Here is a 23,805-nt window from a genome sequence, read left to right as displayed (position 1 = left end):
TTCCATGTCCTCGATGAGCTTTTTTGGCCGCTGGATCGTGACGACCATCGCCGTCGCCGTGGCTGCCGTACTCGTCCCTGGCTTTGAGACCGTGGGGGGCGGCTTCATCGGCCCCCTCGCCTTCGCCCTGGTGCTCGCCCTCGTCAACGTGACGATCAAGCCGCTGGCGCAGGCACTTTCGATTCCCCTTACGATCGTCACGCTGGGCATCTTCTATGTGGTGGTCAATGCCCTCCTGCTCGAGCTGGCGAGCTTCCTCTCGCGCGGCCTCTTCCATGCGGGCATCTACATCGCATCGTTCGGCTCGGCGTTCGCGGCGGCCGTCGTGATTTCGCTCGTCTCCCTCCTGCTTGGCGGCTTGGGGGACTGAGCCGTCTCCGGAGTGGCGTCGGCCGTGCGCGCCAGGCGCTCGCCTGCCACCTCGCGCACGGCGCCCATCGCCTTGCCCAGCACGCGGGCCGGCATGTCGTGTGCCACCGTCATGGCGATCGACGCGGCAGTGCCCGCGGCCTCGCGGACGGTGTCGGTCGTGGCAGAGAGCGCCTGTCTCGCAAGGTCGTTGATGACGCGCCTGGTGAGGGGGTCGATCTCCCCCATGGCGGCAAGCACCTTCTGCGCACCGCGCGGCGAGGACATGATCTCGTCGAAGGTGGTGGCCCCGCCCGCTCCCAGGGCGTCGAAGAGCTGGTCGGTGAGGGCGATGCGCCGCTCCATGGGCATGTCGCCAATCCAGTTCGCGAAGACCCTATCGACCAGCACGCACTCGGGCAGCAATCCCTCGGCGACGCACAGCCCATCGGGCGTCACCTGCCAGCTCATGGGATCGTGCTGCAGGGCGCCCCGGGCGTCACTGCGCACATAGAGCCGGGGCTCCTCCGGCCGGTCAAAGAGCTGCCCCACGACGCTGTAGGCTGGCTGTATGCGGCGAAGGCGGTTGCCCAGCAGGGCGAAGGGGCCATGGGGCATGATGGCCGGATCCATGCCCGGGCCATCGTTGCTCCACACGACAAGGAGCCGGTCGGAGAGCTCAGGCGGCACCGATGCCGCCGCGAACGAGGCGAGGTTGCCTCCCTTGGAGTGCCCGCCCACGTACAGGTGGGAGTCGCGTGCCACGGCGGCCTGCGCGGCAGCCGCAAGGTAGCGGGTGGCCTGACGCTGCGCCTCCGTCACCCGAAAGGACAGCATGAAGTCCTCGCGCCACCCCACGAGCGTGCCATCGGTGCCGCGGAACGAGACGAACGACAGCCCTGGCGCCACGTCCATGGTGAGCGCACCAAACTGGAGCGAACGGTCGGGATCGATGACGTCCACGTAGTCGTGGAGACCTGCGCCACCAAAGCGTGCCGATGAGCCCAGCGCCCTGAGGTAGGCGCTGCCCACCTTGGCAAACGAGTGCACGTAGGGCGCAAGGTCATCCCCTGCCCTGTCGAGCAGGATGCGACATGCCTCGGCCACCGTGATGGTGCCCGCGCCAGGCCGAGGAACGATGCCCATGAAGTCAACATAGGACAGGACGGAGCAGACGAGGTTGTCCACGTCGTTGAAGGGACGCTCCGCGAGGGTGAGGTCCCCACGCCATGTGAGGTAGTCATTGATGTTTGCCATGCCGACCTCCCGTCCGTGCGCACCCCGACCCGCATGCGCCCGACCTCCAAGGGACGCGTCCGTCCGAGGAGGGAGCGACAGGGGGTGCCTGCGGCGCCGGTACTGCGTATGGTAGCCTTGAAGGGTACGTGATCGGCTGGCATGCAGTCGGCATTTCGCCGTATGGTCGTCCACTGGGAGCACCCCATGACTGATGATGGAAGCCCATCGACAAAGCGCCTCTTCGCGGCCCTGCGCTTCTCGGACGAGGCGAGCGGTGAGCTCATGGCCTGCCAGGAGCGGATCCTCGCACAGCTGACCAAGGGCAGGCCCACCAGTCGCGATAATCTTCACCTCACCCTCTGCTACATCGGTCCCTGCGACGCCTGCCAGGAGCGGACGGCGCGCGAGGCCCTCGACCAGGCCGTGGCGACCTGGAACCGCCAGGTGGAGGATGCCCGGCAGGGCATCGAGCTCACGCTTGGCCGCATCGACACCTTCGAGAGGCGCCGCGACTCCATCGTCTGGTGTGGCCCTGTGGGCGACGCTCCCCAGGAGCTTGCCCTCCTTCGTGCCGACATCGCTCGCGAACTCGACGCACGCGGGCTGCCTTTTGGCAGCGAGACCTTCACGCCCCACGTGACGCTCGTACGTGGGGCGCGTGCCACCACAGACCAGCAGAGGCTCTCGGCCCAACGTGCGACCTTCACGACGCACCATGACGAGGTGATCCTCATGTGGAGCCACCATCCCGAAGGCGGCTCGCTTACCTACACGCCCATCCACACGGTTGCCCTGGGAGCACGACCCTAGGACAGCAGCGCCTCTGACCACGGGGCCTCTCGGAAACCCACGAGCACGAACGGGGTCCCGTCAGCCCTCGTGCCCACCACCAGCGGGCGCCTGACCATCATGCCATCCGTTGCGAGCAGCGCCAAGGCATCCTCATCGCTCATGCCGGCGTCCAGCTGGGCCTTTACGTTCTGCTCGCGGTAGAGCCTCCCGCTCGTGTTGAAGAGGCGGCGCACCGGCAGGCCGGACGCCGCCTGCCAGGTGGCAAGCTCGTCTGCCGTGGGGTTGTCCCGGGAGATGTCGCGACAGGCGTAGGCGATGCCGTGGGCGTCCAGCCAGACGAGGGCCCTCTTGCAAGTGGAGCACCGGGGATGGCACAGCACGAGGAGCTTGTCGTGGGGCATGGGGAGTCCTTCCTTCGGGGATGCCTGCACGTGACTCGAGGGGGTCGAGGCGCCCCTCTAGCCCTCCAGCCTGGCGGTCAGCAGCTCGTTGAAGAGCTTGGGGTTGCCCTTGACGCCGGCGGCCGTGGAGGCCTTCATGCACTGGCCCACGAGGTAGCCCACGACCTTCCTGTTGCCGTCGCGATACTGCCTCACCTGCTCGGTGCAGCGGGCGAGCACCGCATCCACCACGGGCTCGAGCGTCCCGGTGTCCGTGGACTGCCGCAGGCCCCGCTCGTCCACGACCCGCTCGGGATCCTCGTCCGTGCCGTCCACGGCATCGAGCACATCGCGCGCCTGGGCAAAGGTGATGGCATCGGCCGCCAGCAGTCGAGCGATGCCTGCCGTCTGCGCGGCCGTGATGGCACCACATGCCGGCAGGAGGTTAACGACCACGTTGGCCACCGTCGGCGCCACCCCTTCGCCGGCCATCTCGGCCGCCTCCTCGAAGAGCGTCGCGACCGCAGGATCGCCCGCAATCTGGGCCGCATCGGCGCGCTTGAGGCCAAAGCTGGCCACATAGCGATTGCGCTTGGCGTCGGGCAGCTCGGGGATGCGGGCGGCAGCGTCATTGATGAACTCGTCCGTGAGGTTGAACGGTGCCAGGTCGGGGTCGGGGAACAGCCGGTAGTCATCCGCCGTCTCCTTCACGCGCATGACCACGGTGCGCCTGTTGCTGGGCTCCCAGTGGCGCGTCTCCTGATAGATGGTGCCACCCTCCTCGAGCACCTCGGCCTGGCGGCAGATCTCGTACGCGAGGGCGTCGTGCAGGCCCTTGAAGGAGTTGATGTTCTTCATCTCGGTCTTGGTGCCCAACGCGCTCGTGCCCCGGCGACGCAGGGAGATGTTGCCGTCGCAGCGCATGGACCCCGACTCCAGGGAGCAGTCGGAGATGCCCAGCGTACGGAAGGTCTGTTGCAGCCTCTCCATGAAGAGGCGGGCCTCCTCGGGCGTGCGCAGGTCGGGCTCGGTGACGAGCTCGATGAGGGGCGTGCCGCAGCGGTTGTAGTCGATGAACGACTCGGAGGCGCCGGTGATGCGCCCCTCCTCGCCACCGGAGTGGACCATCTTGGCGGCGTCCTCCTCCATGTGGATGCGCAGGATGCGGATGGGCACGGTGTAGGAGCCGTCCGGCGCCTTGTCCACGGTCAGGGGGGCGGCGGCGTCGTGGGCGGCCACGACGTCGGTGCCCGTCATCACGTGGTCGGGACGCTCCCGGGCGCCCTCGCCCGTCACGTCCAGGTCCAGGTGCCCATACATGCAGAATGCGACCGGCCCCTGCGTGGTCTGGAAGTTCTTGGCCATGTCGGGGTAGAAGTAGTGCTTGCGGTAGAACAGGGAGTGGCGCTGGATCTGGCAGTTGGTGGCCAGCCCCGCCATCACGATGGCCTGGACGGCCCTGCGGTTGGGCACGGGGAGCGCCCCCGGCATGCCCAGGCAGACGGGGCACACGTTGGTGTTGGGCTCGTCATCGTGGGAGAGGCGGCAGTTGCAGAACATCTTGGTGTCGAGCGTGGTGAGTTCGGTGTGCACCTCGAGGCCGATGACGGCCTCCCAGTCCTCAAGGACGTCCTGGAGCTTCCTCATCGGAGCTCACCCCCCTTCCCGGCGCATCCCGGTGCGACGGGGGCGCCCTGACCCAGCCCAAGGCCCGCGTCCACGCCCCGCTCGATGGCGCGCGCAAACGTGAGGAGCGAGCGGTCCTTGAAGGCCGGCCCCTGCAGCTGCGCGGAGACGGGCAGGCCCGAGGCGGACCCCAGGCCCAGGGGAACCGAGATGCCGCCGTTGCCCGCGATGTTGCTGGAGATCGTGAACATGTCCGACGCGTACATCTGCGTGGGGTCGCTGATCTCGCCGAAGCGGAAGGCCGTTCGCGGGGACGTGGGCATGAGGATGACGTCACACTGTTCGTAGGCGCGCACGTAGTCCTGCGTGATGAGCGTGCGCACCTGCTGGGCCGGGTAGTAGTACTGGTCATAGACGCCGCTGGAGAGCAGGTAGGCGCCCAGCATCTGACGGCGCTTGGCCTCCTCGCCAAAGCCATGGGCGCGCGAGAGCGCCGTCTGCTCGGCCAGCGTGGGACAGCCCGGCTCCTGGTAGCCATAGCGCACGCCATCGAAGCGCGCGAGGTTGCTGAACGCCTCGCAGGGGGCGATCACGTAGTAGGCGGCAATGGAGGAGGCGATGTTGGGGAGCTCCACCTCGACGATGCGGGCGCCCTGATCCTCCAGGATGGCGCGGGCCCGCACGACCGCCTCCCTGGCCTCGTCCGTGAGGCCGGCAACATCCAGGAGCTCGGGCACCACGCCTATCCTACGGCCCTCGATGGGGTCATCGAGGTGTTCCAGGAAGTCCACGGGGCAGTCCTGGCTCGTGGAGTCGAACGGATCCCGACCGGGTCCGGTGAGCGCATTCATGGTCAGGGCCACATCCTCCACACGACGGCCGAGGGGTCCCACCTGGTCGAGCGAGGAGCCAAAGGCCACCACGCCGTAGCGGCTCACGGCACCGTAGGTGGGCTTCATGCCCACCACGCCGCACAGGCTCGCCGGCTGGCGGATGGAGCCGCCCGTGTCGGAGCCGAGGGAGACCGTGACCTCGCCGGCGGCCACGGCAGCGGCGGAGCCACCCGAGGAACCACCAGGGACGCGCGCGGTGTCCCAGGGGTTGCGCGTGGGATGGAAGGCGCTCGACTCGGTGGAGGAGCCAAAGGCGAACTCGTCCATGTTGACCTTGCCCATGGGCGTCGCGCCCGCATCGAGCATGCGCTGGACGCAGGTGGCCGTGAAGGTGGACTCGTAGTGCTCGAGCATCCTGGAGGCGCAGGTCGTGCGCGTGCCCACAAGGTGCATGTTGTCCTTGAAGGCGACGGGGACGCCGGCAAGCGGACCGAGCGGCCTGCCCCCCGCGCGAGCGGCGTCGGTCGTGGCGGCAACGGAAAGGGCCAGGTCGGCAGACACCTGCAGGAATGCCTGCACCTCCCCATCGCGCGCCTCGATGGCATCGAGGGAGGCCTGGGCGACCTCGGTCGCCGAGAAGGCGCCCCCTGCGACGCCGGCCGCGATCTGCGCGGCGGAAAGGGCATCGAGGTTGGCCATCAGCGATCGCCTCCCCCATCACCCAGGATGGAGGGCACGCGGAAGTAGCGGCCGCTCGTGGAGCCGGCGTTGTCGAGTGCCACGTCGAGCGGCAGCGCGCGAACGGCATCGTCCACCACGTCCTCCCCCATCACGTTGGAGAGGTCGCCGATGGGATGGTAGGTGGGTTCCACGCCGTCCAGGTCGTACGTGCGGATGGGCCCGAGCATCCCGACCGCCTCGTTCAGGTAGGCGGTCATCTCCTCGAGCTCCTGGTCATCGAGGGCAATGCGGGCGTAGTCGGCGATGCCGGCCACCGTCTCCTTGGAAAGTGCCATGTCTCCTCCGATACGGGCGGGACGACGCAGGCCCCTGGCCCGATCGCCGTCCCCTCCCCTGAAAGGCGTCTTTCGGGACCCCGGGAATGGGAGCCCCTGATCATTCTAGACAAGGACGCCCAGAAGCGCGACGTCTCGTTCCAGCCGAGACGGCACCGCAACATAAGGCGAAGCGCATCGCCTCGTTCCGTGGGCAGTAGTGTCCCACGACCGCGCCTCCCGGCCGTCCCACCACCCGCTCGGCACGGACCACGTGTCGCCCATGAGGGACGGGGACGCCCCATCCCACGCCCGAAACCTTCGAGCAGGAGCGTTTGGGGCCCAAGTGCGTGCTGGGTGGCGCCACATCGCGTCCTTCCAGCACGTATGGCGGCAAGGTTCGGGCCTCCATGGAGGGAAATCGCCCCGCATACGTCCAAAATCCGGACGGTTCTCGCGCCCCGCAGGCCACAGGGCCACGCACTTGGGCCCCAAACGCGCACTGCCGTGCGCCACGCCCATCGGGAGGCCCACCCCGCGCAGCAAGGCGACCCCGCGCGACGGCGCCTAGCCCTCCCTGCGCGTGTGCGTCAGCAGGAGGCCCCCCAGCATGCCCAGCAACGAGACGAACATGCCCAGCAGCAGGTACCAGTACAGCGGCAGGGTGGCCACCTCGATGTCAACGCCGTGGTAGAGCGCCAGCGTGAACAGGACCAGCACCATCTCGAGCAGGCCGGCCAAGGGGACCACGAGCCAGCGCCGCGGGCCCCACACATGCTGGGACCCCATGGCGGCCGATGCGGAAAAGCCAGCGACGGTCATCAGCCCATACAGGTACGTGAGCGCCCAGCGCAGGACCCCGCCCGCAGGCGTGAGCTGCCAGAACCGTACGAGTGCGAGCACCCACACCACGGCATAGAGCACGATGGTCAGCAGGAGCACGGGATGCTCCCCAAGACGGAGGGAGTCACGCCCCCGAGGATCCGCATAGGCGTCGTACGCATCAGAGTCGTAGCCACCGTCGCCATACGCATCGTAGCCTTCGTAGCCCTGGTGGGTGGCGTGGTCATGGGAGCGCTCGTCGCGCTCCCGATCCGTCGACCCGTGTCCTGCGGAGCGCCGGGGATGCGCCGTCTCCTGTCGAGGCCGCCGCGCACGGGCGGCGATGGTGCGCCTCTTGGCCGGGCCAGCCTGCCGGCGGGCGGTGCCAGCCTTCGATGGCGTCGGCCTTGGCTTTTGACGGGACGTCCCCTGTACAGAGCCAGATGGCCGCCGCGCCGTTGGCCGGGGGGCCGGCTTGCGCGATGCGGTGCGTGGGTGCGTGCTCCGCCTCCGAGGGGTTCCCTGTGCCATGACGCTATCGCTCGTCCCTGCTGGTGGTGAGGGGCGACGTGCTATGCATCCGAACCGCAAACAGAGAAGAGGCCATGGGAATTCGCTCCAGTCATCCGCACGCGAGGGCGCCCTCGCCCAAACGCGGCTATCATACCAAACGCACGTCGAAGGTGGCACGGTGCGATGCGCCTCAGGCACGAGGGCCAGGAGGGCGACGGTGGCGAAGCTGTACTTCATCTATAGGGCCATGAACTGCGGAAAGTCCACGAGTCTCCTGCAGGTTGCGCACAACTACGAGGAGCGCGGAATGCACGTGACCATCATGAAGCTCGTCACGGACACCAGGGGCAGCACCAACGTGGTGAGCCGCCTGGGCGTCGTGCGCAAGGCGGACGTGCTCATGGGGCCGCACGGCGACACGTATGGGCTGATGCGCCGCGCCCTGCCCGAGTCGAGCTGCGTCCTTATGGACGAGGCACAGTTCATGTCGCCTCGTCAGGCGGAGCGCTTGCACCAGGCCGTCCACGAGCTGCACATCCCCTGCATGTGCTACGGCCTCAAGATCGACTTCGCCGGACGGGGCTTCCCGGGCGCCTCGCGCCTGCTGGAGCTTGCCGACGAGATCCGCGAGATGCGCACCATCTGCCGTTGCGGGCGCAAGGCCACGATGAACCTGCGCCTCGTGAGGGGGCGTGCCACCTTCGACGACAGGCAGGTGGAGGTCGACGACCAGAGCGACATCAGGTACGTCTCCGTCTGCGCGGACTGCTTCTATCAGATCCGCGCGGGAAGGATGGCCTACGGCGCATAGGCCGGTCGGCAACGCTTTCCCAACATTCGGGAACATCACAGGGCCCTTCTGCATATTGTTGGCAGGGAGGTGATGAGATGCCGTGTGCCAGAGACGAACGTACCCACGGCACCCCTCAGCACTCTGCCGCCTTCATGCGACGTGCAATGGAATGTTGGGGAGACACTATCTATCGGGTCGCGCTGTCCCAGACGAGGTCACACCAGGACGCGCAGGACATCGCGCAGGACGTGTTCCTCCGGTTGCTCACGAGTCAAACGCACTTTGAGAGCTCGGAGCACGTGAAGGCTTGGCTTCTGCGTGTCACCATGAACAGATGTCACGAGCTCAAGCGCACATGGCACAGCAGGAACATGAGCTACTGCAGCGATGAGGGGACCTTGGAAACGGCACTCCAAAAGGGTGAGGGCCCTGCCGTCCTCTCCCCCACCGAGGACAAGGCCCTTCAGGCCTTGGAACGCCATCCTCTCTGGAAGGCGCTTGCGAAGCTCCCCGATGAGCAGCGCATGACCACCGTCCTGTACTACATCGAAGGATACGACGCGACGGAGATCGCTCGGGCGTTGGGCTGCAGCCCCGTCACGGTACGCACACGTCTGGCCCGTGCGAGGAAGAGCCTGCGCGTGCTGCTCGACGAGAACGAACACTAGAGGGAGGACAACCATGACACGAGACAGCCATGAGGATCTGCAGGCCATACGGAGCCTGGCGCAGGAGGTTCACCTGCCCAAGGTGGTATATGAAAACGTGATGAGCAAGGTCTCTGGTGACGGGATGCATGACCGTGCTTCGACGACGCACTCGTTCCACCTCGTCACCAGGCGGGGAGTCATCCGCTGGGGCGCCGTGGCAGCAGGGGTAGCGGCCGCCGTTCTAGGAGCCTCCAAAGTCAGAGGAGTGCTTTTGCCTACGGAGACGCAGGAAGATGGTAGTGCGTCCGCACCGCATGATCCCTTTACCCTCACCGCCTATGCCAAAGGTACCGAGGAGGCGCCTGGCACCGTGCTCGCAGTTGGGGACTTTGGTCGTAGGGGATCCCTGAGCGGGGGCGACGACGGTTCCTGGAGCTATTCCGCATCCTTTGACTTGAGCTGCACCTCCCAGGGCATCGCCTCGCTCACCTACACGCTCGTCGGAGACCATGTTGGCATAAGCGAGGACGCCTGCACGCCTCGCATCTTCTTTGAGGAGTTCTCCAGCAGTGAGACGGAGCATTCCTCCACCAGAGGGACATCCATTACCGTCGGCAATGACGCCGCTGCGAGCCCCGGTCTCTCGGAGGCGGACGGCGTACACCTGACACGCACCATCGTGGCATGCATCCCACAAAGCGCGGAGCTCGAACGGATCGACCAGGCGCTGGCGAGCCAGGAGGCCCCGGACACAGAGGATCATCGACGTAGCTGGCTTGAGGCGTGGGCACAGGTGGAACTTTTCCTGGCTCGCTCCTTTGCCGACCTGCTCAGCCAAGAGACGCTCGAGGTCGAGGCGACCTTCACGGATGGCGCCTCTCAGGTGCAGCGCTATGCCGTGCGCCCGACAGAGGACTTCGAGAGCTCCCTTGGCTCCTACCTGGAGGCGTGCAACGAGTTCGACCTCGCCCACTGGGACGACAGTGGTGACGATCTCTCCGAGAAGCGTGAGCAGGAGACGGGTGGCTACCCCAGCCTCTACACCATCACACGGCTGGACTCATAGCGCCCCAACGACGGCAGCTATGGTGCAGGAAGGGCGAGGCTCACATCATCATGCGAACCTCGCCCTCCTGGCACAGTGCGGTATGGAGCCTGTGTCCTACCCCCGCCCCTTCGCCCGCTCGGCCGTGAGCATCTGCGCGAAGGTCGTCTGGTCGAAGTCGGACGGCAGCACGATGGTCGAGGCGCCGTTGTGGCTGACGTCCGTCATCATCTCGGTCCACTGCGAGAACATGAAGAGGCTGTTGGCCTCCTGGCTCGAGACGCCACTGTCGCGGATGGTGTCGAGCGACTGCTTGATGCCCTCGGCGATGGCCGTGCGCTGGTTGGCGATGCCCTCGCCACGGGCGCGCATGGCCTCCGCCTCGGCTTGGGCGGCGATGACCGTCTTCTGGCGGGCGGCGTTGGCGTCGTTGGTGGCGCTCTCGAGGTTGTTCTTGGAGGCGACGATGCGATTCATCGACTCCTGGACCTCCTGGGGCAGGCGGATGGCCGTGATGAGCGTGGCCACCACGGTGTAGCCGTAGGCCAGCATCTTGTCGGCCACGGAGTGGTCGATGGAGCTCGCGATGGCCTCCTTCTCGATGAAGACCTCCTCGAGCGTGCGTGCGGGGATCTCGGAGCGCAGCGCGTCGGCGAAGTAGTCCTTCATCTGTCCCACCGGGTCGGTGAGGGTGTAGATGCTGCGGTACACGCCGGACTGCATGATGTCCTGCACGGGCGTGCCATCCACGCGGAACTGGATGGAGACGTCCAGCTCGATGGTGACGTTGTCCTTGGTCTTGGCGTCGAAGGTCATGCGCTCGTCCTGCGTCATCATGCTGATGAGGCGCGCATGATCGACGAAGGGGATCTTGAAGTTGAGGCCGGCGCTGCGGATGGAGCTGAACCTGCCCAGGCGCTCGATGGCGGCGCAGTGCTGCTGGGGCACCACGAAGAGCCCGTTGGCGAGCACGAACAGGACGATGATGACGAGAACGATGGTGGCGATCATCTCATCTACCTCCAAGGGTACGGGAACAGGGTCACTACAGCAGGTACTCGGCGATCTGCACGGCATTGGTAGCCGCGCCCTTGCGAATCTGGTCACCCGCACAGAAGAGCGCGAGCGCGCTCGCCCCGTCCGGTGCGGAGAGGTCGCGACGGATGCGGCCCACGTACACGAGGTCCTGGTCGGACGTGTCGATTGGCATGGGATAGCTCAGGCTGGCGGGGTCATCCACGACCTTCACGCCCGGTGTCCCGACGAGGATCTCGCGCGCCTCGTCGGGAGAGAGCGGCCGCTCGAACTCCACGGTGATGGACTCCGAGTGGCTGCGCGAGACGGGCACGCGCACGCAGGTGCAGTTGACGCGCAGCTCGGGCAGGTGCATGATCTTGCGCCCCTCGTTCTGCAGCTTCCACTCCTCGGAGGTGTAGGCCTCGTCCTTGAAGGAGCCGATCTGCGGGAAGAGGTTGTGCTCGAGCTGTGCCGGGAAGGGACCAAAGCCACCGGTCACGGGCTCGCCCGCGGCCACGAGCCTGGTCTCGCGCTCGAGCTCGTCGAGGCCCGACTTGCCGGAGCCCGACGCCGCCTGATACGTGGACACGATGAGACGAGTGACGTGCGCCGCCTGGTGCAGGGGCCACACAGGCACGAGACCGATGATGGTGGCACAGTTGGGGTTGGCAATGATGCCGGCGGGGTGGTCGGCAATGTCCGCGGCGTTGATCTCGGGCACGACCAGGGGCACGTCGTCGCGCAGGCGGAAGGCATGCGAGTTGTCCACGCATACCGCCCCACGCCTGACGGCCTCGGGGAGCAGCTCCCTGGCCTGGGCGTCACCGACGGCGCCCAGCACGATGTCAACGCCCTCGAACGCCTCGGGTGTGGCCTCGCGCACCTCGACCTCACCGCCCCTGAAGGGCAGCCTCCTGCCTGCGGAGCGTGCGCTCGCCAGCGGCACGAGCTCCCCCACGGGGAAGTCACGCTCCTCGAGGCACTCCCGCATCTGGGTGCCCACGACGCCCGTGGCACCCAGTATGGCGACTACCCTGTCTGACATGTGGCCTCCTTGTCCTGGCGCGCGGGCGCGCCGTCGCTACCTGTTGAGCTCCTCGGGCTTGAGCAGCACCTCGTTCTTGACGAACTGGTCATAGATCACGTTGATGGCGCGGTCGAAGTCCGAGTTGTTGACGCCCAGGATGATGGAGATCTCCTGCGAGCTCTGCGTGATCATGCGGATGTTGATGCCCGCCTCGCCGAGCGCGCCAAAGATGCGCCCAGAGGTGCCGGCACGGCGGCTCATGTTGCGGCCGACGACCGAGATGAGCGCCAGCTGGTCGACGACGTTGACGCTATCGGGCTTGAGCTCGTGCTGCAGGTCGTTGACGATGGAGTAGATGGAGTCCTGCACGTCATCGCCGTTGATGACGATGCCGAAGGAGTCAACGCCCGTGGGGATGTGCTCGACGGAGACGTCGTACTTCTCGAAGATGGAGAGCGCGCGACGCACGAAGCCCACCTTGTTGGACATGTGGGCACGCATCACGTGCACGGCCATGAAGTCCCTCTTGCCGGCGATGCCGGTGATGAGGTGCTCGCTTCGCCCCTCCTCGGCGGTCTCGCGGATGATGGTGCCCCGCTTGTCGGGCCGGTTGGTGTTCTTGATCTGGATGGGAATGCCCACCTCGCGCACGGGGAAGATGGAGTCCTCCTGCAGGACCGAGGCGCCCATGTAGGAGAGCTCGCGCATCTCGTCAAAGGTGATGCGGTGGATGGTGCGCGGGTTCTCCACGATGCGTGGGTCGGCGGACAAGAAGCCCGAAACGTCCGTCCAGTTCTCGTAGAGGTTGGCGTCGATGCAGCGGGCGAGGATGGCGCCCGTGATGTCGCCGCCGCCGCGCTCGAAGAGCTTGATGGTGCCATCCACCGTGGAACCGTAGAAGCCCGGCAGCACGAAGCTTCCCAGACGCTGGACGGCCTCGCGCAGGCGCGCCTGCGTGCGGTCCATGTCCACCTTGCCGTCGTGGTGGAACACGATGACGTCGGCGGCGTCCACGAAGGGGCGACCCAGGTACTCGGCCATGAGCTGGGCCGTGAAGAACTCCCCACGGCTCACGATGTACTCGGCGGAGTGCCTGTGGATGCCTGCGATGAGCTCCTCGAACCTCTCGCGCACGGGATAGGAGAGCCCCAGCTCGCTGGCGATGTCCACAAAGCGCTGCTCGATGTCGCGCAGAAGGTCGGTGCCATCCACGTGGTACTGGATGTGGGCGTTCACAAGCAGCAGCAGGTCCGTGACCTTGTTGTCGCCTGAGAACCGCTTGCCCGACGCAGACACGACCACGAACGCGCGGTCTGGGTCGGACAGGACCACATCGCGCACCTTCTTGAACTGGCCGGCATCGGCAACGCTTGACCCACCAAACTTGGCTACCTTGATCATCTAGAGCCCCTCCTTGGCAAGCGCGGCCATGAACGTGCTGGGGTCGCTCTCGCATGCCCTCTCGAACAGCGAGCGCGCCTCGACCGCAGTGACGCCGCGCACGATCTTGGATCCCTCGTCACCCTCCCAGGCGCCCGCATGGGGCACGGATGCCATGGTGCGGAAGACGTAGTCCCCCGTCAGGAGGCTGGGATCCCAGGCGAGGCCTCGGCTGAGGTCATAGGTGGGCCGCACGCCCGCGGTGGCGTCCAGCACGTCCTGCACCATGGCGTTGCCCGTGGGCAGCATGCCCGCACCCTGGCCGTAGAACTTGAGCGGGCCCACCGTGGTGGCGTCGAGCGACATCAGGTTGAAGTTGGCGGGGACGTTCGCCTCGAGCGTATGACGCGAGAGCGCGACTGGTTCGACGGCGGCGGCATAGCGGCCACCCCCCTGCACGCCGCGGCCCAGCAGCTTGACGGTGCGGCCATGCGCACGGAAGCGCTCGAGGTCGACGCGGGTGAGGTTGCGAATGCCCGTGACGGGCAGCTCCGCGGTGCAGGCCGCGTCGAAGGCGACGCCCACGGCGATGATGGTCTTGTTCTTGACGTCGATGCCGTCGATGTCGGCGGATGGGTCGCGTTCGGCATAGCCCAGCTCCTGGGCGCGCAGGAGCGTCTCGTCGAAGTCGGCCCCGTTCTTGGACATGGCATCCACGATGTAGTTGGTGGTGCCGTTCATGATGCCCGAGAACGAGCGCACGTCATCGATGCGGCGCACCTTCCTGATGCTTGCGATCCAGGGGATGCCGCCCCCACAGGTGGCCTCGATGAAGAGGCCGGCGCCACCGGCAGCGGCCGCAGCGGCGAACTCCCGGAAGTATGCGGCCACCACCGCCTTGTTGGAGGTCACCACGCTCTTGCCTGCCGCAAGGGCACGCAGGATGAAGCCGTGCGCCGGCTCGAGGCCGCCCATGCACTCCACGACGAGCGCAATCTCGGGGTCGTTCGCAATGTCCTCGAAGCTCGAGGTCATGCGTGGGTCCGTCAGGCGGTCGGGAAGCTCGAGGATGCGGACCACCTCAACGCCACCGACCCGCTCCGAGATGATCCGGTCCACGCCCTGTCCAACGGTTCCGTGGCCGAGCAAGGCAATCTTCATGCGCTGATCCAATCTTTCCACTCTGTGACGCACCGTCCACCCGCCTGTGCGGCGAGGTTATCATGGGCATGCACGCCCTTCAAGACAACAAGGAGCGCACACGTGAACCCTTTCTACCACAGCACGCGCGACAACAGCCGATTGGTAACAAGCAAGCAAGCTATCCTCACCGGCATCGCACCCGATGGGGGCCTCTTCGTCAGCGATGCCGTGGGTGAGACCAAGCTCGACGTGGCCGCGCTCCCCAGCCAGACCTATCATCAGACGGCACGCCAGATCCTTGGGATGCTGCTGGGCGACTATGCGGATGAGGAGCTCGCCTCCTGCGTGGGGGGCGCCTACGCCGCCAACTTCGACACGCCTGCCGTCACGCCGCTCTCCCCCCTGGGAGACGATTGGCTCCTTGAGCTCTACCATGGCCCCACCTGCGCCTTCAAGGACGTGGCACTCCAGATGCTGCCCCGTCTGATGTCCGTGGCGCGCGCGGAGGGCGGCAGGGACATCATGATCGTCACCGCCACCTCCGGCGACACCGGCAAGGCGGCGCTCGCAGGCTTTGCGGGCGTGGAGGGCACGGGCGTCACGGTGTTCTATCCCGAGGGCAAGGTGTCCGAGATCCAGCATCTCCAGATGGCCACGCAGACCGGCGCCAACGTCGCCGTGTGCGGCGTCAATGGCACCTTTGACGACTGCCAGACCGAGGTCAAGCGCATCTTTGCCAATCGTGAGGTCGCCGGGCGCCTGGCAGGGCGCGGCGTGACGCTCTCCAGTGCCAACTCCATCAACGTGGGTCGCCTGGTGCCCCAGGTGGTCTACTATGCGGACGCCTATGCCCAGCTCGCGCGCCGTAGCGTCATCGCCGTGGGAGACGTGGTGGACTTCTGCGTCCCCACCGGCAACTTTGGCGACGTGCTCGCCGGCTACTATGCCAAGCGCATGGGCCTGCCCGTGGGCACGCTCACCGTGGCCTCGAACTCCAACAGGGTGCTCACGGACTTTTTCGAGACGGGCGTGTACGACCGCCGGCGCGACTTCATCCAGACCATCTCGCCCTCCATGGACATCCTGGTCTCCTCCAACCTGGAGCGCATGCTCTACTACCTCACCGAGGGTGACTGCGAGCGCGTGGCCGCATGGATGAGGGAGCTCGCCGACACGGGCGCCTACAGCATCGGCGACGACCTGCTCGCCAAGCTGCGGGAGACGTTCCGCTGTGGCTGTGCGACGGATGACGAGACGCGTGCGACCATACGGGCGACCTGGGAGGGGAACCATGTGCTCGTCGACACGCATACCGCCGTCGCCACGTGCGTGATGGGACGAGAGGCCCACAGGGGGCACCAGCGGGTGTGCCTCTCCACGGCCAACCCCTACAAGTTCTCCCCGGACGTGCTGGCGGCCCTGGGCGAGGACACCGCCGCCCTGGACGACTTCGCCTGCATGGACCGCCTGCAGGAGCTGACGGGCACCTGTGCGCCGCCCCAGCTCTCGGGCCTGCGCGACGCCCCCATCACGCATGACTCCCTCTGCGAGCGGGACGAGATGACGTCGTTCGTGGAGCGTGCCTGCGCGAGGGTCTTCTCATGACGCAGCAGGCCCCCTTTGCGGTAGAGGTGCCTGCCACCACGGCGAACGTGGGCGTGGGCTTTGACTGTCTGGGCCTGGCGCTCGATCTGTGGGCCCGCTTCACGTTCGAGACGGCGAGCGAGACTGCGATCGATGGGTGCCCCGAGCGATTCCGGGGGCGGGACAACCTCGTGTGGACGAGCTACGTGGACACCTGCCACCGCCTCCATGAGGAGCCCCTCGCGCTGCACGTCACCATCGAGTCGCCCATCCCCCTCTCGGGAGGCCTGGGATCGAGCTCCGCCTGCGTGGTCGCGGGCATCATCGCGGCACAGGTGCTCCACAGCGGTGCGATGGACGCCGCGCGCGCGCTCGACATCGCCTGCGAGCTGGAGGGACATCCCGACAACGTCGCCCCGGCCCTGCTGGGCGGCCTCGTGAGCTCGTTCGTCGATGGCAAGCGCACCCAGACGCTGCGCCTGGACGTCGCGGACGGCGTACGCATGGTCGCCATCGCACCCCCCTACGAGGTGCGCACGGCGGACGCGCGCAAGGTGATGCCGCACGAGGTGCCGCTTGAGACCGTCGTATGGCAGACGGGACGCGCCATCGCAGCCGTCCACGCCCTCGAGGTGGGAAACCTGGACCTCTTCTCGCGTGCCGCTCGGGACAGGCTGCACGAGCCGTACCGTGCTCCGCTCATCGAGGACTATGCGCCGCTGCGCCGCTGCGCGCTGGCGGCAGGGGCGGCGGCCTATCTCATCAGTGGGTCTGGCTCCACCATGCTCGCCGTCTGCGCCGGCGAGGAGGTGGCGGCGCGCGTCGAGCGCACCGTGCGGTGCATGGCGGAGGGGCACCTCGATGGCCTCTGGACGCGCGTGCTCCCCGTGAGTCCCACAGGGGCCTTGGTCGGCGAGGCGTAGGGACCGGACATCGCGTTCCCCTCTTCGAGTCGTTCGCACTTCCGGCCCGAGTCGTCCGCGAATTATCAGGCTTGATTTCTCCTAAGTGACACAGTAACAAGTTGTTTGCCTGCATCGACACAACTGGGAAGACACCCTCAATTGCGCATGACTCCCTGTGCCCACGCAGAGAGGTGCGAACGACTCACCCGTTGGGAGATCAGCCGCCGAGGTAGGCCTTGCGCACGTCGTCATCGTGCAACAGCTCGTCGCCCGTACCGGTCTTGGTGATGGTGCCCGTCTCCAGCACGTAGCCACGGTTGGCGATGGAGAGCGCCATGGAGGCGTTCTGCTCCACGAGCAGGATCGTGGTTCCCTGCTGGTTGAGCTCCTGGATGATGCTGAAGATCTCCTCCACAAGGATGGGCGCGAGGCCCATGGAGGGCTCGTCGAGCATGAGCAGCTTGGGCTTGCTCATGAGCGCGCGTCCCATGGCCAGCATCTGCTGCTCGCCACCGGACATGGTGCCCGCCGACTGCCCCTGCCGCTCCCTGAGACGTGGGAAGTGCCTGAAGACCTTCTGGATCGTCTCCGCGTTCTCCGCATCGGAGCGCACATATCCGCCCATGTCGAGGTTCTCGGCAACGGTCAGCTGCGTGAACACGCGCCTGCCCTCGGGACACAGCGCCAGGCCGCTCTGCACTATCCTGTGGGGCCTCATGCCCACGAGGCTCTGGCCATCGAACTCGATGCCACCCTCCGTTGGCCTGAGAAGTCCCGCGATCGTGTTCAGCGTGGTGGACTTGCCGGCGCCGTTGGCGCCGATGAGGGTGACGATCTCGCCCTCGTCGATGGCAAACGAGATGCCACGGACGGCCTTGATGGCACCGTATGACACGTGAAGGTTGTCGATCGAGAGGATGGCCATCTACTTCGCCCCCTGCTTGCCCAGATAGGCCTCGATGACCCTGGGGTCGTTCTGGATCTCCTCCGGCGTGCCCTTGGCGATGACCCTGCCGTAGTCCAGCACGCCCACCCCCTCGCAGACGCCCATGACCAGGCTCATGTCGTGCTCGATGAGCAGGATGGCGATCTGGAACTCGTCGCGGATCTTGAGGATGTTCTCCATGAGCTCCGCGGTCTCGTTGGGGTTCATGCCAGCGGCGGGCTCGTCCAGCAGCAGCACCTTGGGATGGGTCGCCAGCGCACGGAGAATCTCCAGCCTTCGCTGGGCGCCATACGGAAGGTTGCCCGCCCGCTCGTCGGCGAGTGCGCGCATGTCGAAGATGTCCAGGAGACCCAGCGCCTGCGCGCGGAACTCAGCCTCCTGCCGCCAGTGGCTCGGAAGCCTGAGGACGTCGCCCACCAGGTGCGTGGACATGGAGTTGGTGAGGCCCACCAGCACGTTCTCGGCCACCGTCATCTGGGTGAAGAGACGGATGTTCTGGAAGGTGCGGGCGATGCCCATCTTGTTGACCTGCACTATGGACTTCCCGGCCGTGTCGTAGCCATCAAGCAGGATGGTGCCACGCGTGGGCCTGTACACGTTGGTGAGCAGGTTGAAGATCGTGGTCTTGCCGGCACCGTTTGGCCCGATGATGCCCGAGATCTCCGTGCGGCCCATGGCGATGTTGAAGTCGTCTACGGCCGTGAGGCCCCCGAAGTCGATGCCCAGGTGCTCCGCCTGCAGCACGGGAATCTCGCCCAGATCCCTCTCGGGAATGAGGTTGGGCGTCTCCACCTGCACGAGGACGGAGCGGTTCCTCTTGGCTGCCACCTTCTCGCTAGGCATGCTCGCTCATCTCCTGATCCCCTGTCGCGCCATTCGCACGCCTCCAGGGAAGCCGACCGTTCATGGCCCTCTCGATGATGCGCGAGAGCGAGAAGTCATACGAACCCAGCAAGCCCTGCGGACGGAAGATCATGACCACGACGAGCACGACGGCGTAGGTGATCATGCGGTAGTCGGCGAAGGCGCGCAGCACCTCGGGCAGGATGGTGAGCACCGTCGCGGAGATGACGGAGCCCAACATGGAGCCCATGCCACCGAGCACGACCATGACCAGGATCTCGATTGACTTCATGAAGCCGAACTTCGCCGGTGCCATGACGCCCACGACGCCCGCGTAGAGGCCCCCGCCCACACCCGCGAAGAACGCGGAGACGACGAAGGCCAGCGTCTTGTAGTAGGTGATGTTGACGCCCGAGGCCTCGGCGGCGATCTCGTTGTCGCGCACCGCAAGGATGGCGCGCCCATGGCGCGACTTCATCATGGTGTGGATGAGGAAGAGCGAGATGGCCACCACCACGAAGGTGTTGAGGAAGGTGGTGTAGGCCGGTATGCCCGTGAGGCCCTTGGCTCCTCCCGTGAGGTCGAACCCCAGGGCGCCATCGATGTTGAGTATGACCACTCGGATGATCTCCGCGAAGCCCAGCGTGATGATGGCCAGGTAGTCGCCCTTGAGGCGCAGCGCCGGCACACCGATGACGAGACCCGCGAGCGCGGCCATGAGCCCCCCGAACAGGATCCCCAGCACAAAGAGGAGCGTTGGCGCAGGACCTCCCAGGGTGAAGTCGCGCGCCGCGAGGCCAAGGACGGGAGCCATGCGCATGATGAAGATGGCGCAGGCGTAGCCGCCGATGGACATGAAGCCCGCATGGCCCAGGGGAAGCTGCCCCAGATAGCCCGTGGCGATGTTGAGCGAGACCGCCATGATGATGTAGACGCCCACCTGCTCGACCACGCCCGTCTGATAGCGCGAGAAGACGCCACCCGTGACGAGGGCTTGGCCGATGGCGAGCAGGGCCACCACAAGGGCGGTGTTGATCGCATAGCGCACGGGCATGGAGAGCCTGCGCACACCCGCGGGCGAGGCCGTCCCACCCGCAGCGGGAGCCGTTGCGTTTCGCGTGTCTGCCATGCTGACCCCCTACACCTTCTCGTTCATCGTGCGGCCGAGGATGCCCGTGGGCCGGAAGATCAGCACGACGATGAGGAGCAGGAACACGACGGCGTCCTTCCACACGGACAGGCCGATGGCGGAGACGAACACCTCGGCCATGCCCACGAGCAGGCCGCCGATGACGGCGCCGGGAAGCGAGCCGATGCCTCCGAGCACGGCGGCCACGAAGGCCTTGGTGCCCAGCATGATGCCCATGGTGGGCGTTGCCTGCGTGTAGGCCATGGAGTACAGCACCGAGCCGATGCCTGCGAGCGCCGAGCCCATGGCAAAGGTGAAGGAGATGGTGTTGTTGACATTGATGCCCATGAGACGCGCGGCGCCCATGTCCTCGGAGACGGCACGCATGGCCTTGCCGAGCTTGGTCTTCTGCACCAGCAGCGTGACCGCGATGGTCGAGAGGGCCGTCACGACGATGGTGAGGATGGCGGTGAACGAGAGCGACATGCCACCGAGGGTGATGGTGGACGCATCGATGAAGGCCGGCACGACCTTGGCGTCGGCGCCGAAGATGAGCTGGGAGCCATTCTCGAGGAAGTACGACACGCCGATGGCGGTGATGAGGATGGACAGGCGCGGCGCGTTGCGCAGGGGCGCATAGGCCACCTTGTCGATGAGCACGCCGAGCAGGGTGCAGCCCGCGACCGCGAGCACCGCGGCGAGGACGGGGTGAAGACCCAGCTGCGCGAGCGCGATCCACGAGATGTACGCACCAACCATGATGATGTCGCCATGGGCGAAGTTGAGCAGCAGGATGATGCCATACACCATCGTGTAGCCCAAGGCGACGAGAGCATAGACGCTACCCAGCTGCAGCCCATTGAGCAGCTGCGTCAGAACCGTCATGGCAAACGCTCCTCTCTAGAGAGCCAATCGAACAAGGCGGCGGCACCAGGGGTCGCATGCGTCGGCCTGCGCGCGCCTGCCGGCATGACGCACCCAAAAGGTGCCCGGACGTACCCGGGCACCTCGCGACGGCCAGTTACCGCGATGCGGGCCCACCGGCCTCGGGATGCGTTGGCTAGTCGGCCGAAATCGTGGAGTACACGTTCGTGGAGCCGTCGGTGGCGAACGAGACGATCAGCGTGGACTTGTCTGGATCGCCCGTGCCCTTGTAGGAGATCGTGCCCGTCACACCCTCGACCTCGTTCGAGGCGATGGTGCTCACGACCTTGTCGGGGAAGTCCTTGTCAGAGGGCTTGGCCCCCGCATCGAGCGCGGACGCGATGCCACAGGCGAGCACCATGGCGGCGTCGTACCCCAAGGCACAGAAGTTGGTGGGCCCGTCGCCGAACTTTGCCTTGTAGTCCGAGACGAACTGCTGGACCTTGGCATCGCTGTTGGTGGCGACGAAGGAGCAGCAGTAGTAGCAGCCCTGCAGGTCATCTGCGGAGGCGTAGTTACCGGACGCGATGCCGTCCCAGCCGTCCACGCCAAAGATGGGGCCGGCGTAGCCCTGCTGACGGGCCTGGGTGATGATCTTGCCATCGTCACTGTAGTAGTTAGGGCAGAAGATGGCATCCACCTTGGCCGAGATGATGGTCGTGAGCTGGCCGTTGAAGTCGACGTCACCCGCAGAATAGCCCTGCTGGGTGGCGACGGTGATGCCCCGGGCGGAGGCCTCGTCACAGAACGCCTGGTTGACACCCGTGGAGTAATCGTCACCCGAATTGAAGATGGTGCCCACCGTCCCCCATCCCTGCTGGGAGGCGAAGTCCGCCATGACCTTGCCCTGGAACGGATCGGTGACGCAGGCGCGGAACGTGTTGCTGCCGTACGCGATGACGTCCGCCGCGGTCGCGGAGGGCGTTACGCAGGGCAGGTTGTCATTCGCGGAGGCCTGGGCGACGGCGATGGTGGGCGTGGACGTAACGTCGCCGATGATGCCCGCAACGCCGTCCTCGGCCATCTTGTTGTAGACGTTGACCGCCTCGGTGGCGTCGCCCTTCTCGTCCTGCTCGTCGAGGTCGACGGTGTAGTCACCAATCTTGGGGTTCTGCTCGAAGTAGAGCTCGACGCCGTTGCGGCACGCCGTGCCATACTGGGCGACATCGCCCGTGAACGGACCGAGCATACCCAGCTTGATGGTGGTGGACCCTGCGTTAGGGGAGTTGCCGCATCCAGCGAGGAGCGACACCGCGCCCATGCCAGCCGCAGCCACACCACCGAGCCTCACGAAGTTGCGTCTGCTCATTGCGTCAGCCATTTCACCCTCCCTGGGTACGCGCGTGGGTACATGGTGCCAGCCCATCCAGAGGACCAGCGGATACCTCGCTACCTTATGCATGGGTGGCCCCCATCGCATCGACGGCGATGATACTTATTCCTTTCGTAACACTGAAGATGCCACCGACAACATGTCAGGGGAGGACGCTACGCCATGCGCGCATCATTCAGCGGGGCGAGGTGCCTGGGACGATACTCCACCCTGCGCATACGTTGACGACGGGGGAGCGCGTCCGTGGACCTGAGCGCCTGTGAGCCACCCTCGATCAGGCGGAGGTAGTTGCGCGAGCTCGCGCGCGCGGCATCCGACTGGTTGCGCGAGAACTCGTCACTGATGAGGTAGTCGATATACGTCTCGGTGTCCACGACCTCAGGATGCCCCGCCGGCGCCTTGAAGGGCAGCGGCTCGGTGGCCTCCTCCTCGAACTCGTCGATGGCGGCGGACGTGGATCTCGGGGGTGCGACGGGCACGACGTAGCTGCCGATGCTCTCGTCCATGCCGGCAAGCGCCATGTCCCAGACGTCATCGTGGTCAAGCTCGGCGACGTTGCGCTTGACGGGGAACACCCCCTCGTCCACCTCGGCGATGCGGCGGGCGACGAGCGCCGCACGGGCGCGGGCGCGACCGGTGGCACCGGATGCCGACGTACCCCGCACATCCCGTGCGCCACTGCCGGCGCCATTCACCCACGAGGGAACGGAGAGCTCGTCGCTCGGCGGGACGGCCTCGGCGTCCACGGACGGGACGCTCGCGCTCGACGTGGGGCCCACGGACACGACGGAGTCGCCCAGCCTTGCGTTCCACCAGGCGGTGCCCACGTCGCCCACCGTGCCATCCGCGCGCTCGATGATCGGCAGCCCCTCGAACTCGTCCGTGCCTAGGCGCTCTGTGAGCACGTCGCGCACGCCGCGCGCACGTGACCTCATGCGCTCGGAGATGGACTGGCCGCGCACGTAGCTCGCGGCGACGTCCTCGAGCTGGGTGGCCATGTGCCGTGGCACATAGGTCTCAAGCCCCGTTGGCTCCTCGTCGCCCTCCTTCGCCAGCCCCCCCACGCGATGGCGGATGTGCAGGGACCGGCGGGCAGAGGCGCTCAGCGTCGAGGTGCTGCCAAGCTCACGCTCCCTGCGCGCCCGCGCATGGCGCATCATGAGCGCCACGATGAGGGATGCCGTCGCCCCAATGAGGACACCGAGGGCAAAGGTCTCGGCAAGATTGGGCGAGGGCGGGCCTGCGATGACGTCCGTGGCACCAGAGGCACCGGTTATTGAGAACGCACATGGAGTCACCACGAGACCCGCTCGTATTGCAGCTGTGCCGTTTGCCCCAATCATGACCACACTCCCCGCTCGCCTTGGCCCATGCAGGGAATCGATGTGCCGCAGATGGCAAGGACCCTTGGGTCCTCGCAGCATGAAGCACGGCTGGGTTCGATGTAGCTGCGTGTGCCGTTTGCCTTCCTTGCTGCATCATACGGCATGTCACGCCTGAAGCGAAGCGGAAAACGGGGATTTTCCGAACCAGTGGCA

General features: G+C 66.4%; 23 protein-coding genes. 7 read left to right on the top strand and 16 right to left on the bottom strand.

Going from position 1 to position 23,805, the window contains the following annotated elements:
• Positions 1-13: 13 nt before the first annotated feature.
• Positions 14-370, top strand: a complete 357-nt coding sequence (locus HMPREF1316_RS06015) for a phage holin family protein (RefSeq protein ID WP_040651695.1) — start codon at positions 14-16, stop codon at positions 368-370.
• Here the strand turns inward: HMPREF1316_RS06015 and HMPREF1316_RS06010 are convergent.
• On the bottom strand, positions 286-1,605 hold the full coding sequence (locus HMPREF1316_RS06010) for an Mbeg1-like protein (protein WP_021726102.1): 1,320 nt from the start codon (positions 1,603-1,605) through the stop codon (positions 286-288). The genes HMPREF1316_RS06015 and HMPREF1316_RS06010 overlap by 85 nt on opposite strands.
• Before the next feature lie 186 nt (positions 1,606-1,791).
• On the opposite strand from HMPREF1316_RS06010, the gene thpR reads away from it, so the two are divergent.
• Positions 1,792-2,397, top strand: a complete 606-nt coding sequence (gene thpR / locus HMPREF1316_RS06005) for an RNA 2',3'-cyclic phosphodiesterase (protein ID WP_198009601.1) — start codon at positions 1,792-1,794, stop codon at positions 2,395-2,397.
• Here the strand turns inward: thpR and HMPREF1316_RS06000 are convergent.
• From HMPREF1316_RS06000 to HMPREF1316_RS05980, 5 genes are all read right to left on the bottom strand, one after another.
• On the bottom strand, positions 2,394-2,780 hold the full coding sequence (locus HMPREF1316_RS06000; RefSeq protein WP_021726172.1) for an arsenate reductase family protein: 387 nt from the start codon (positions 2,778-2,780) through the stop codon (positions 2,394-2,396). The genes thpR and HMPREF1316_RS06000 overlap by 4 nt on opposite strands.
• 57 nt (positions 2,781-2,837) lie before the next feature.
• Positions 2,838-4,406 carry an Asp-tRNA(Asn)/Glu-tRNA(Gln) amidotransferase subunit GatB gene (gatB, locus tag HMPREF1316_RS05995; RefSeq protein WP_021726127.1) on the bottom strand — a complete coding sequence of 523 codons (1,569 nt, stop codon included), beginning with the start codon at positions 4,404-4,406 and terminating at the stop codon, positions 2,838-2,840.
• Entirely contained in the window at positions 4,403-5,917 is a 1,515-nt protein-coding gene (gene gatA / locus HMPREF1316_RS05990; RefSeq protein WP_021726071.1) for an Asp-tRNA(Asn)/Glu-tRNA(Gln) amidotransferase subunit GatA, read from the bottom strand. The genes gatB and gatA overlap by 4 nt, the downstream gene beginning before the upstream one ends.
• A complete protein-coding gene (gene gatC / locus HMPREF1316_RS05985; RefSeq protein ID WP_021726262.1) occupies positions 5,917-6,234 on the bottom strand; it encodes an Asp-tRNA(Asn)/Glu-tRNA(Gln) amidotransferase subunit GatC in 318 nt (105 codons plus the stop codon). Before gatC ends, gatA begins: the two co-directional genes overlap by 1 nt.
• A 546-nt stretch (positions 6,235-6,780) precedes the next feature.
• Entirely contained in the window at positions 6,781-7,566 is a 786-nt protein-coding gene (locus HMPREF1316_RS05980; RefSeq protein ID WP_040651632.1) for a hypothetical protein, read from the bottom strand.
• A gap of 199 nt (positions 7,567-7,765) precedes the next feature.
• On the opposite strand from HMPREF1316_RS05980, the gene HMPREF1316_RS05975 reads away from it, so the two are divergent.
• The 3 genes from HMPREF1316_RS05975 to HMPREF1316_RS05965 all read left to right on the top strand — a co-directional run bounded on the left by HMPREF1316_RS05975 (position 7,766) and on the right by HMPREF1316_RS05965 (position 10,057).
• Positions 7,766-8,359, top strand: a complete 594-nt coding sequence (locus HMPREF1316_RS05975; protein WP_021726083.1) for a thymidine kinase — start codon at positions 7,766-7,768, stop codon at positions 8,357-8,359.
• 77 nt (positions 8,360-8,436) lie between these two features.
• Entirely contained in the window at positions 8,437-9,009 is a 573-nt protein-coding gene (locus tag HMPREF1316_RS05970) for an RNA polymerase sigma factor (protein ID WP_021726016.1), read from the top strand.
• A 253-nt stretch (positions 9,010-9,262) separates the two neighbouring features.
• Positions 9,263-10,057, top strand: coding sequence for a hypothetical protein (locus tag HMPREF1316_RS05965; RefSeq protein ID WP_040651630.1), 795 nt, complete (start codon positions 9,263-9,265; stop codon positions 10,055-10,057).
• Between the two features lie 96 nt (positions 10,058-10,153).
• Here HMPREF1316_RS05965 and HMPREF1316_RS05960 read toward each other — a convergent pair whose 3' ends face one another.
• From HMPREF1316_RS05960 to HMPREF1316_RS05945, 4 genes are read right to left on the bottom strand one after another with little or no spacing between them, the layout of a single operon-like run.
• Positions 10,154-11,047 carry an SPFH domain-containing protein gene (locus HMPREF1316_RS05960; protein WP_021726096.1) on the bottom strand — a complete coding sequence of 298 codons (894 nt, stop codon included), beginning with the start codon at positions 11,045-11,047 and terminating at the stop codon, positions 10,154-10,156.
• A 34-nt stretch (positions 11,048-11,081) separates the two neighbouring features.
• Entirely contained in the window at positions 11,082-12,098 is a 1,017-nt protein-coding gene (locus HMPREF1316_RS05955; RefSeq protein ID WP_021726141.1) for an aspartate-semialdehyde dehydrogenase, read from the bottom strand.
• 36 nt (positions 12,099-12,134) lie between these two features.
• Positions 12,135-13,481, bottom strand: a complete 1,347-nt coding sequence (locus HMPREF1316_RS05950; RefSeq protein ID WP_021726221.1) for an aspartate kinase — start codon at positions 13,479-13,481, stop codon at positions 12,135-12,137.
• Complete coding sequence (locus HMPREF1316_RS05945) at positions 13,482-14,621, bottom strand: homoserine dehydrogenase (protein WP_021726222.1); 1,140 nt, start codon at positions 14,619-14,621, stop codon at positions 13,482-13,484.
• 102 nt (positions 14,622-14,723) lie between these two features.
• Between HMPREF1316_RS05945 and thrC the strand changes: the two genes are divergently transcribed.
• Both thrC and thrB read left to right on the top strand, forming a co-directional pair.
• Positions 14,724-16,208 (top strand): threonine synthase, encoded by a 1,485-nt coding sequence (gene thrC, locus HMPREF1316_RS05940; RefSeq protein ID WP_021726144.1) that lies wholly within the window; start codon positions 14,724-14,726, stop codon positions 16,206-16,208.
• Positions 16,205-17,110: a homoserine kinase gene (thrB, locus tag HMPREF1316_RS05935; protein WP_021726091.1), complete on the top strand. Its 906-nt coding sequence runs from the start codon at positions 16,205-16,207 to the stop codon at positions 17,108-17,110. Before thrC ends, thrB begins: the two co-directional genes overlap by 4 nt.
• Positions 17,111-17,309: 199 nt before the next feature.
• Here thrB and HMPREF1316_RS05930 read toward each other — a convergent pair whose 3' ends face one another.
• The 6 genes from HMPREF1316_RS05930 to HMPREF1316_RS05905 form a co-directional block, all read right to left on the bottom strand.
• On the bottom strand, positions 17,310-18,017 hold the full coding sequence (locus HMPREF1316_RS05930; protein WP_021726145.1) for an ABC transporter ATP-binding protein: 708 nt from the start codon (positions 18,015-18,017) through the stop codon (positions 17,310-17,312).
• A complete protein-coding gene (locus HMPREF1316_RS05925; RefSeq protein ID WP_021726018.1) occupies positions 18,018-18,881 on the bottom strand; it encodes an ABC transporter ATP-binding protein in 864 nt (287 codons plus the stop codon).
• The gene (locus HMPREF1316_RS05920) at positions 18,874-20,010 is read right to left on the bottom strand and encodes a branched-chain amino acid ABC transporter permease (protein ID WP_021726087.1); all 1,137 of its coding nucleotides are present in this window, start codon (positions 20,008-20,010) and stop codon (positions 18,874-18,876) included. The genes HMPREF1316_RS05925 and HMPREF1316_RS05920 overlap by 8 nt, the downstream gene beginning before the upstream one ends.
• A 9-nt stretch (positions 20,011-20,019) precedes the next feature.
• The gene (locus HMPREF1316_RS05915) at positions 20,020-20,895 is read right to left on the bottom strand and encodes a branched-chain amino acid ABC transporter permease (protein ID WP_021726161.1); all 876 of its coding nucleotides are present in this window, start codon (positions 20,893-20,895) and stop codon (positions 20,020-20,022) included.
• Positions 20,896-21,070: 175 nt separating this feature from the next.
• Positions 21,071-22,255 carry an ABC transporter substrate-binding protein gene (locus HMPREF1316_RS05910; RefSeq protein ID WP_021726168.1) on the bottom strand — a complete coding sequence of 395 codons (1,185 nt, stop codon included), beginning with the start codon at positions 22,253-22,255 and terminating at the stop codon, positions 21,071-21,073.
• 167 nt (positions 22,256-22,422) lie between these two features.
• Entirely contained in the window at positions 22,423-23,610 is a 1,188-nt protein-coding gene (locus HMPREF1316_RS05905; RefSeq protein ID WP_156901018.1) for a hypothetical protein, read from the bottom strand.
• Positions 23,611-23,805: the final 195 nt, after the last annotated feature.

Source organism: Olsenella profusa F0195, from assembly GCF_000468755.1.
Lineage (GTDB): Bacteria > Actinomycetota > Coriobacteriia > Coriobacteriales > Atopobiaceae > Olsenella_F > Olsenella_F profusa.
This window is presented reverse-complemented; position numbering and strand designations above follow the sequence as displayed.

Coding starts and splice junctions, on each gene's coding strand:
- HMPREF1316_RS05960 (WP_021726096.1), bottom strand. CDS start 11,047: ATGATCGCCACCATCGTTCTCGTCATCATCGTCCTGTTCGTGCTCGCC.
- HMPREF1316_RS05970 (WP_021726016.1), top strand. CDS start 8,437: ATGCCGTGTGCCAGAGACGAACGTACCCACGGCACCCCTCAGCACTCT.
- gatA (WP_021726071.1), bottom strand. CDS start 5,917: ATGGCCAACCTCGATGCCCTTTCCGCCGCGCAGATCGCGGCCGGCGTC.
- gatC (WP_021726262.1), bottom strand. CDS start 6,234: ATGGCACTTTCCAAGGAGACGGTGGCCGGCATCGCCGACTACGCCCGC.
- HMPREF1316_RS06010 (WP_021726102.1), bottom strand. CDS start 1,605: ATGGCAAACATCAATGACTACCTCACATGGCGTGGGGACCTCACCCTC.
- HMPREF1316_RS05910 (WP_021726168.1), bottom strand. CDS start 22,255: ATGGCTGACGCAATGAGCAGACGCAACTTCGTGAGGCTCGGTGGTGTG.
- HMPREF1316_RS06015 (WP_040651695.1), top strand. CDS start 14: ATGAGCTTTTTTGGCCGCTGGATCGTGACGACCATCGCCGTCGCCGTG.
- HMPREF1316_RS05980 (WP_040651632.1), bottom strand. CDS start 7,566: ATGGCACAGGGAACCCCTCGGAGGCGGAGCACGCACCCACGCACCGCA.
- HMPREF1316_RS05950 (WP_021726221.1), bottom strand. CDS start 13,481: ATGATCAAGGTAGCCAAGTTTGGTGGGTCAAGCGTTGCCGATGCCGGC.
- HMPREF1316_RS06000 (WP_021726172.1), bottom strand. CDS start 2,780: ATGCCCCACGACAAGCTCCTCGTGCTGTGCCATCCCCGGTGCTCCACT.
- HMPREF1316_RS05920 (WP_021726087.1), bottom strand. CDS start 20,010: ATGGCAGACACGCGAAACGCAACGGCTCCCGCTGCGGGTGGGACGGCC.
- HMPREF1316_RS05955 (WP_021726141.1), bottom strand. CDS start 12,098: ATGTCAGACAGGGTAGTCGCCATACTGGGTGCCACGGGCGTCGTGGGC.
- HMPREF1316_RS05915 (WP_021726161.1), bottom strand. CDS start 20,895: ATGACGGTTCTGACGCAGCTGCTCAATGGGCTGCAGCTGGGTAGCGTC.
- thpR (WP_198009601.1), top strand. CDS start 1,792: ATGACTGATGATGGAAGCCCATCGACAAAGCGCCTCTTCGCGGCCCTG.
- HMPREF1316_RS05945 (WP_021726222.1), bottom strand. CDS start 14,621: ATGAAGATTGCCTTGCTCGGCCACGGAACCGTTGGACAGGGCGTGGAC.
- gatB (WP_021726127.1), bottom strand. CDS start 4,406: ATGAGGAAGCTCCAGGACGTCCTTGAGGACTGGGAGGCCGTCATCGGC.
- HMPREF1316_RS05930 (WP_021726145.1), bottom strand. CDS start 18,017: ATGGCCATCCTCTCGATCGACAACCTTCACGTGTCATACGGTGCCATC.
- HMPREF1316_RS05905 (WP_156901018.1), bottom strand. CDS start 23,610: ATGATTGGGGCAAACGGCACAGCTGCAATACGAGCGGGTCTCGTGGTG.
- thrB (WP_021726091.1), top strand. CDS start 16,205: ATGACGCAGCAGGCCCCCTTTGCGGTAGAGGTGCCTGCCACCACGGCG.
- HMPREF1316_RS05925 (WP_021726018.1), bottom strand. CDS start 18,881: ATGCCTAGCGAGAAGGTGGCAGCCAAGAGGAACCGCTCCGTCCTCGTG.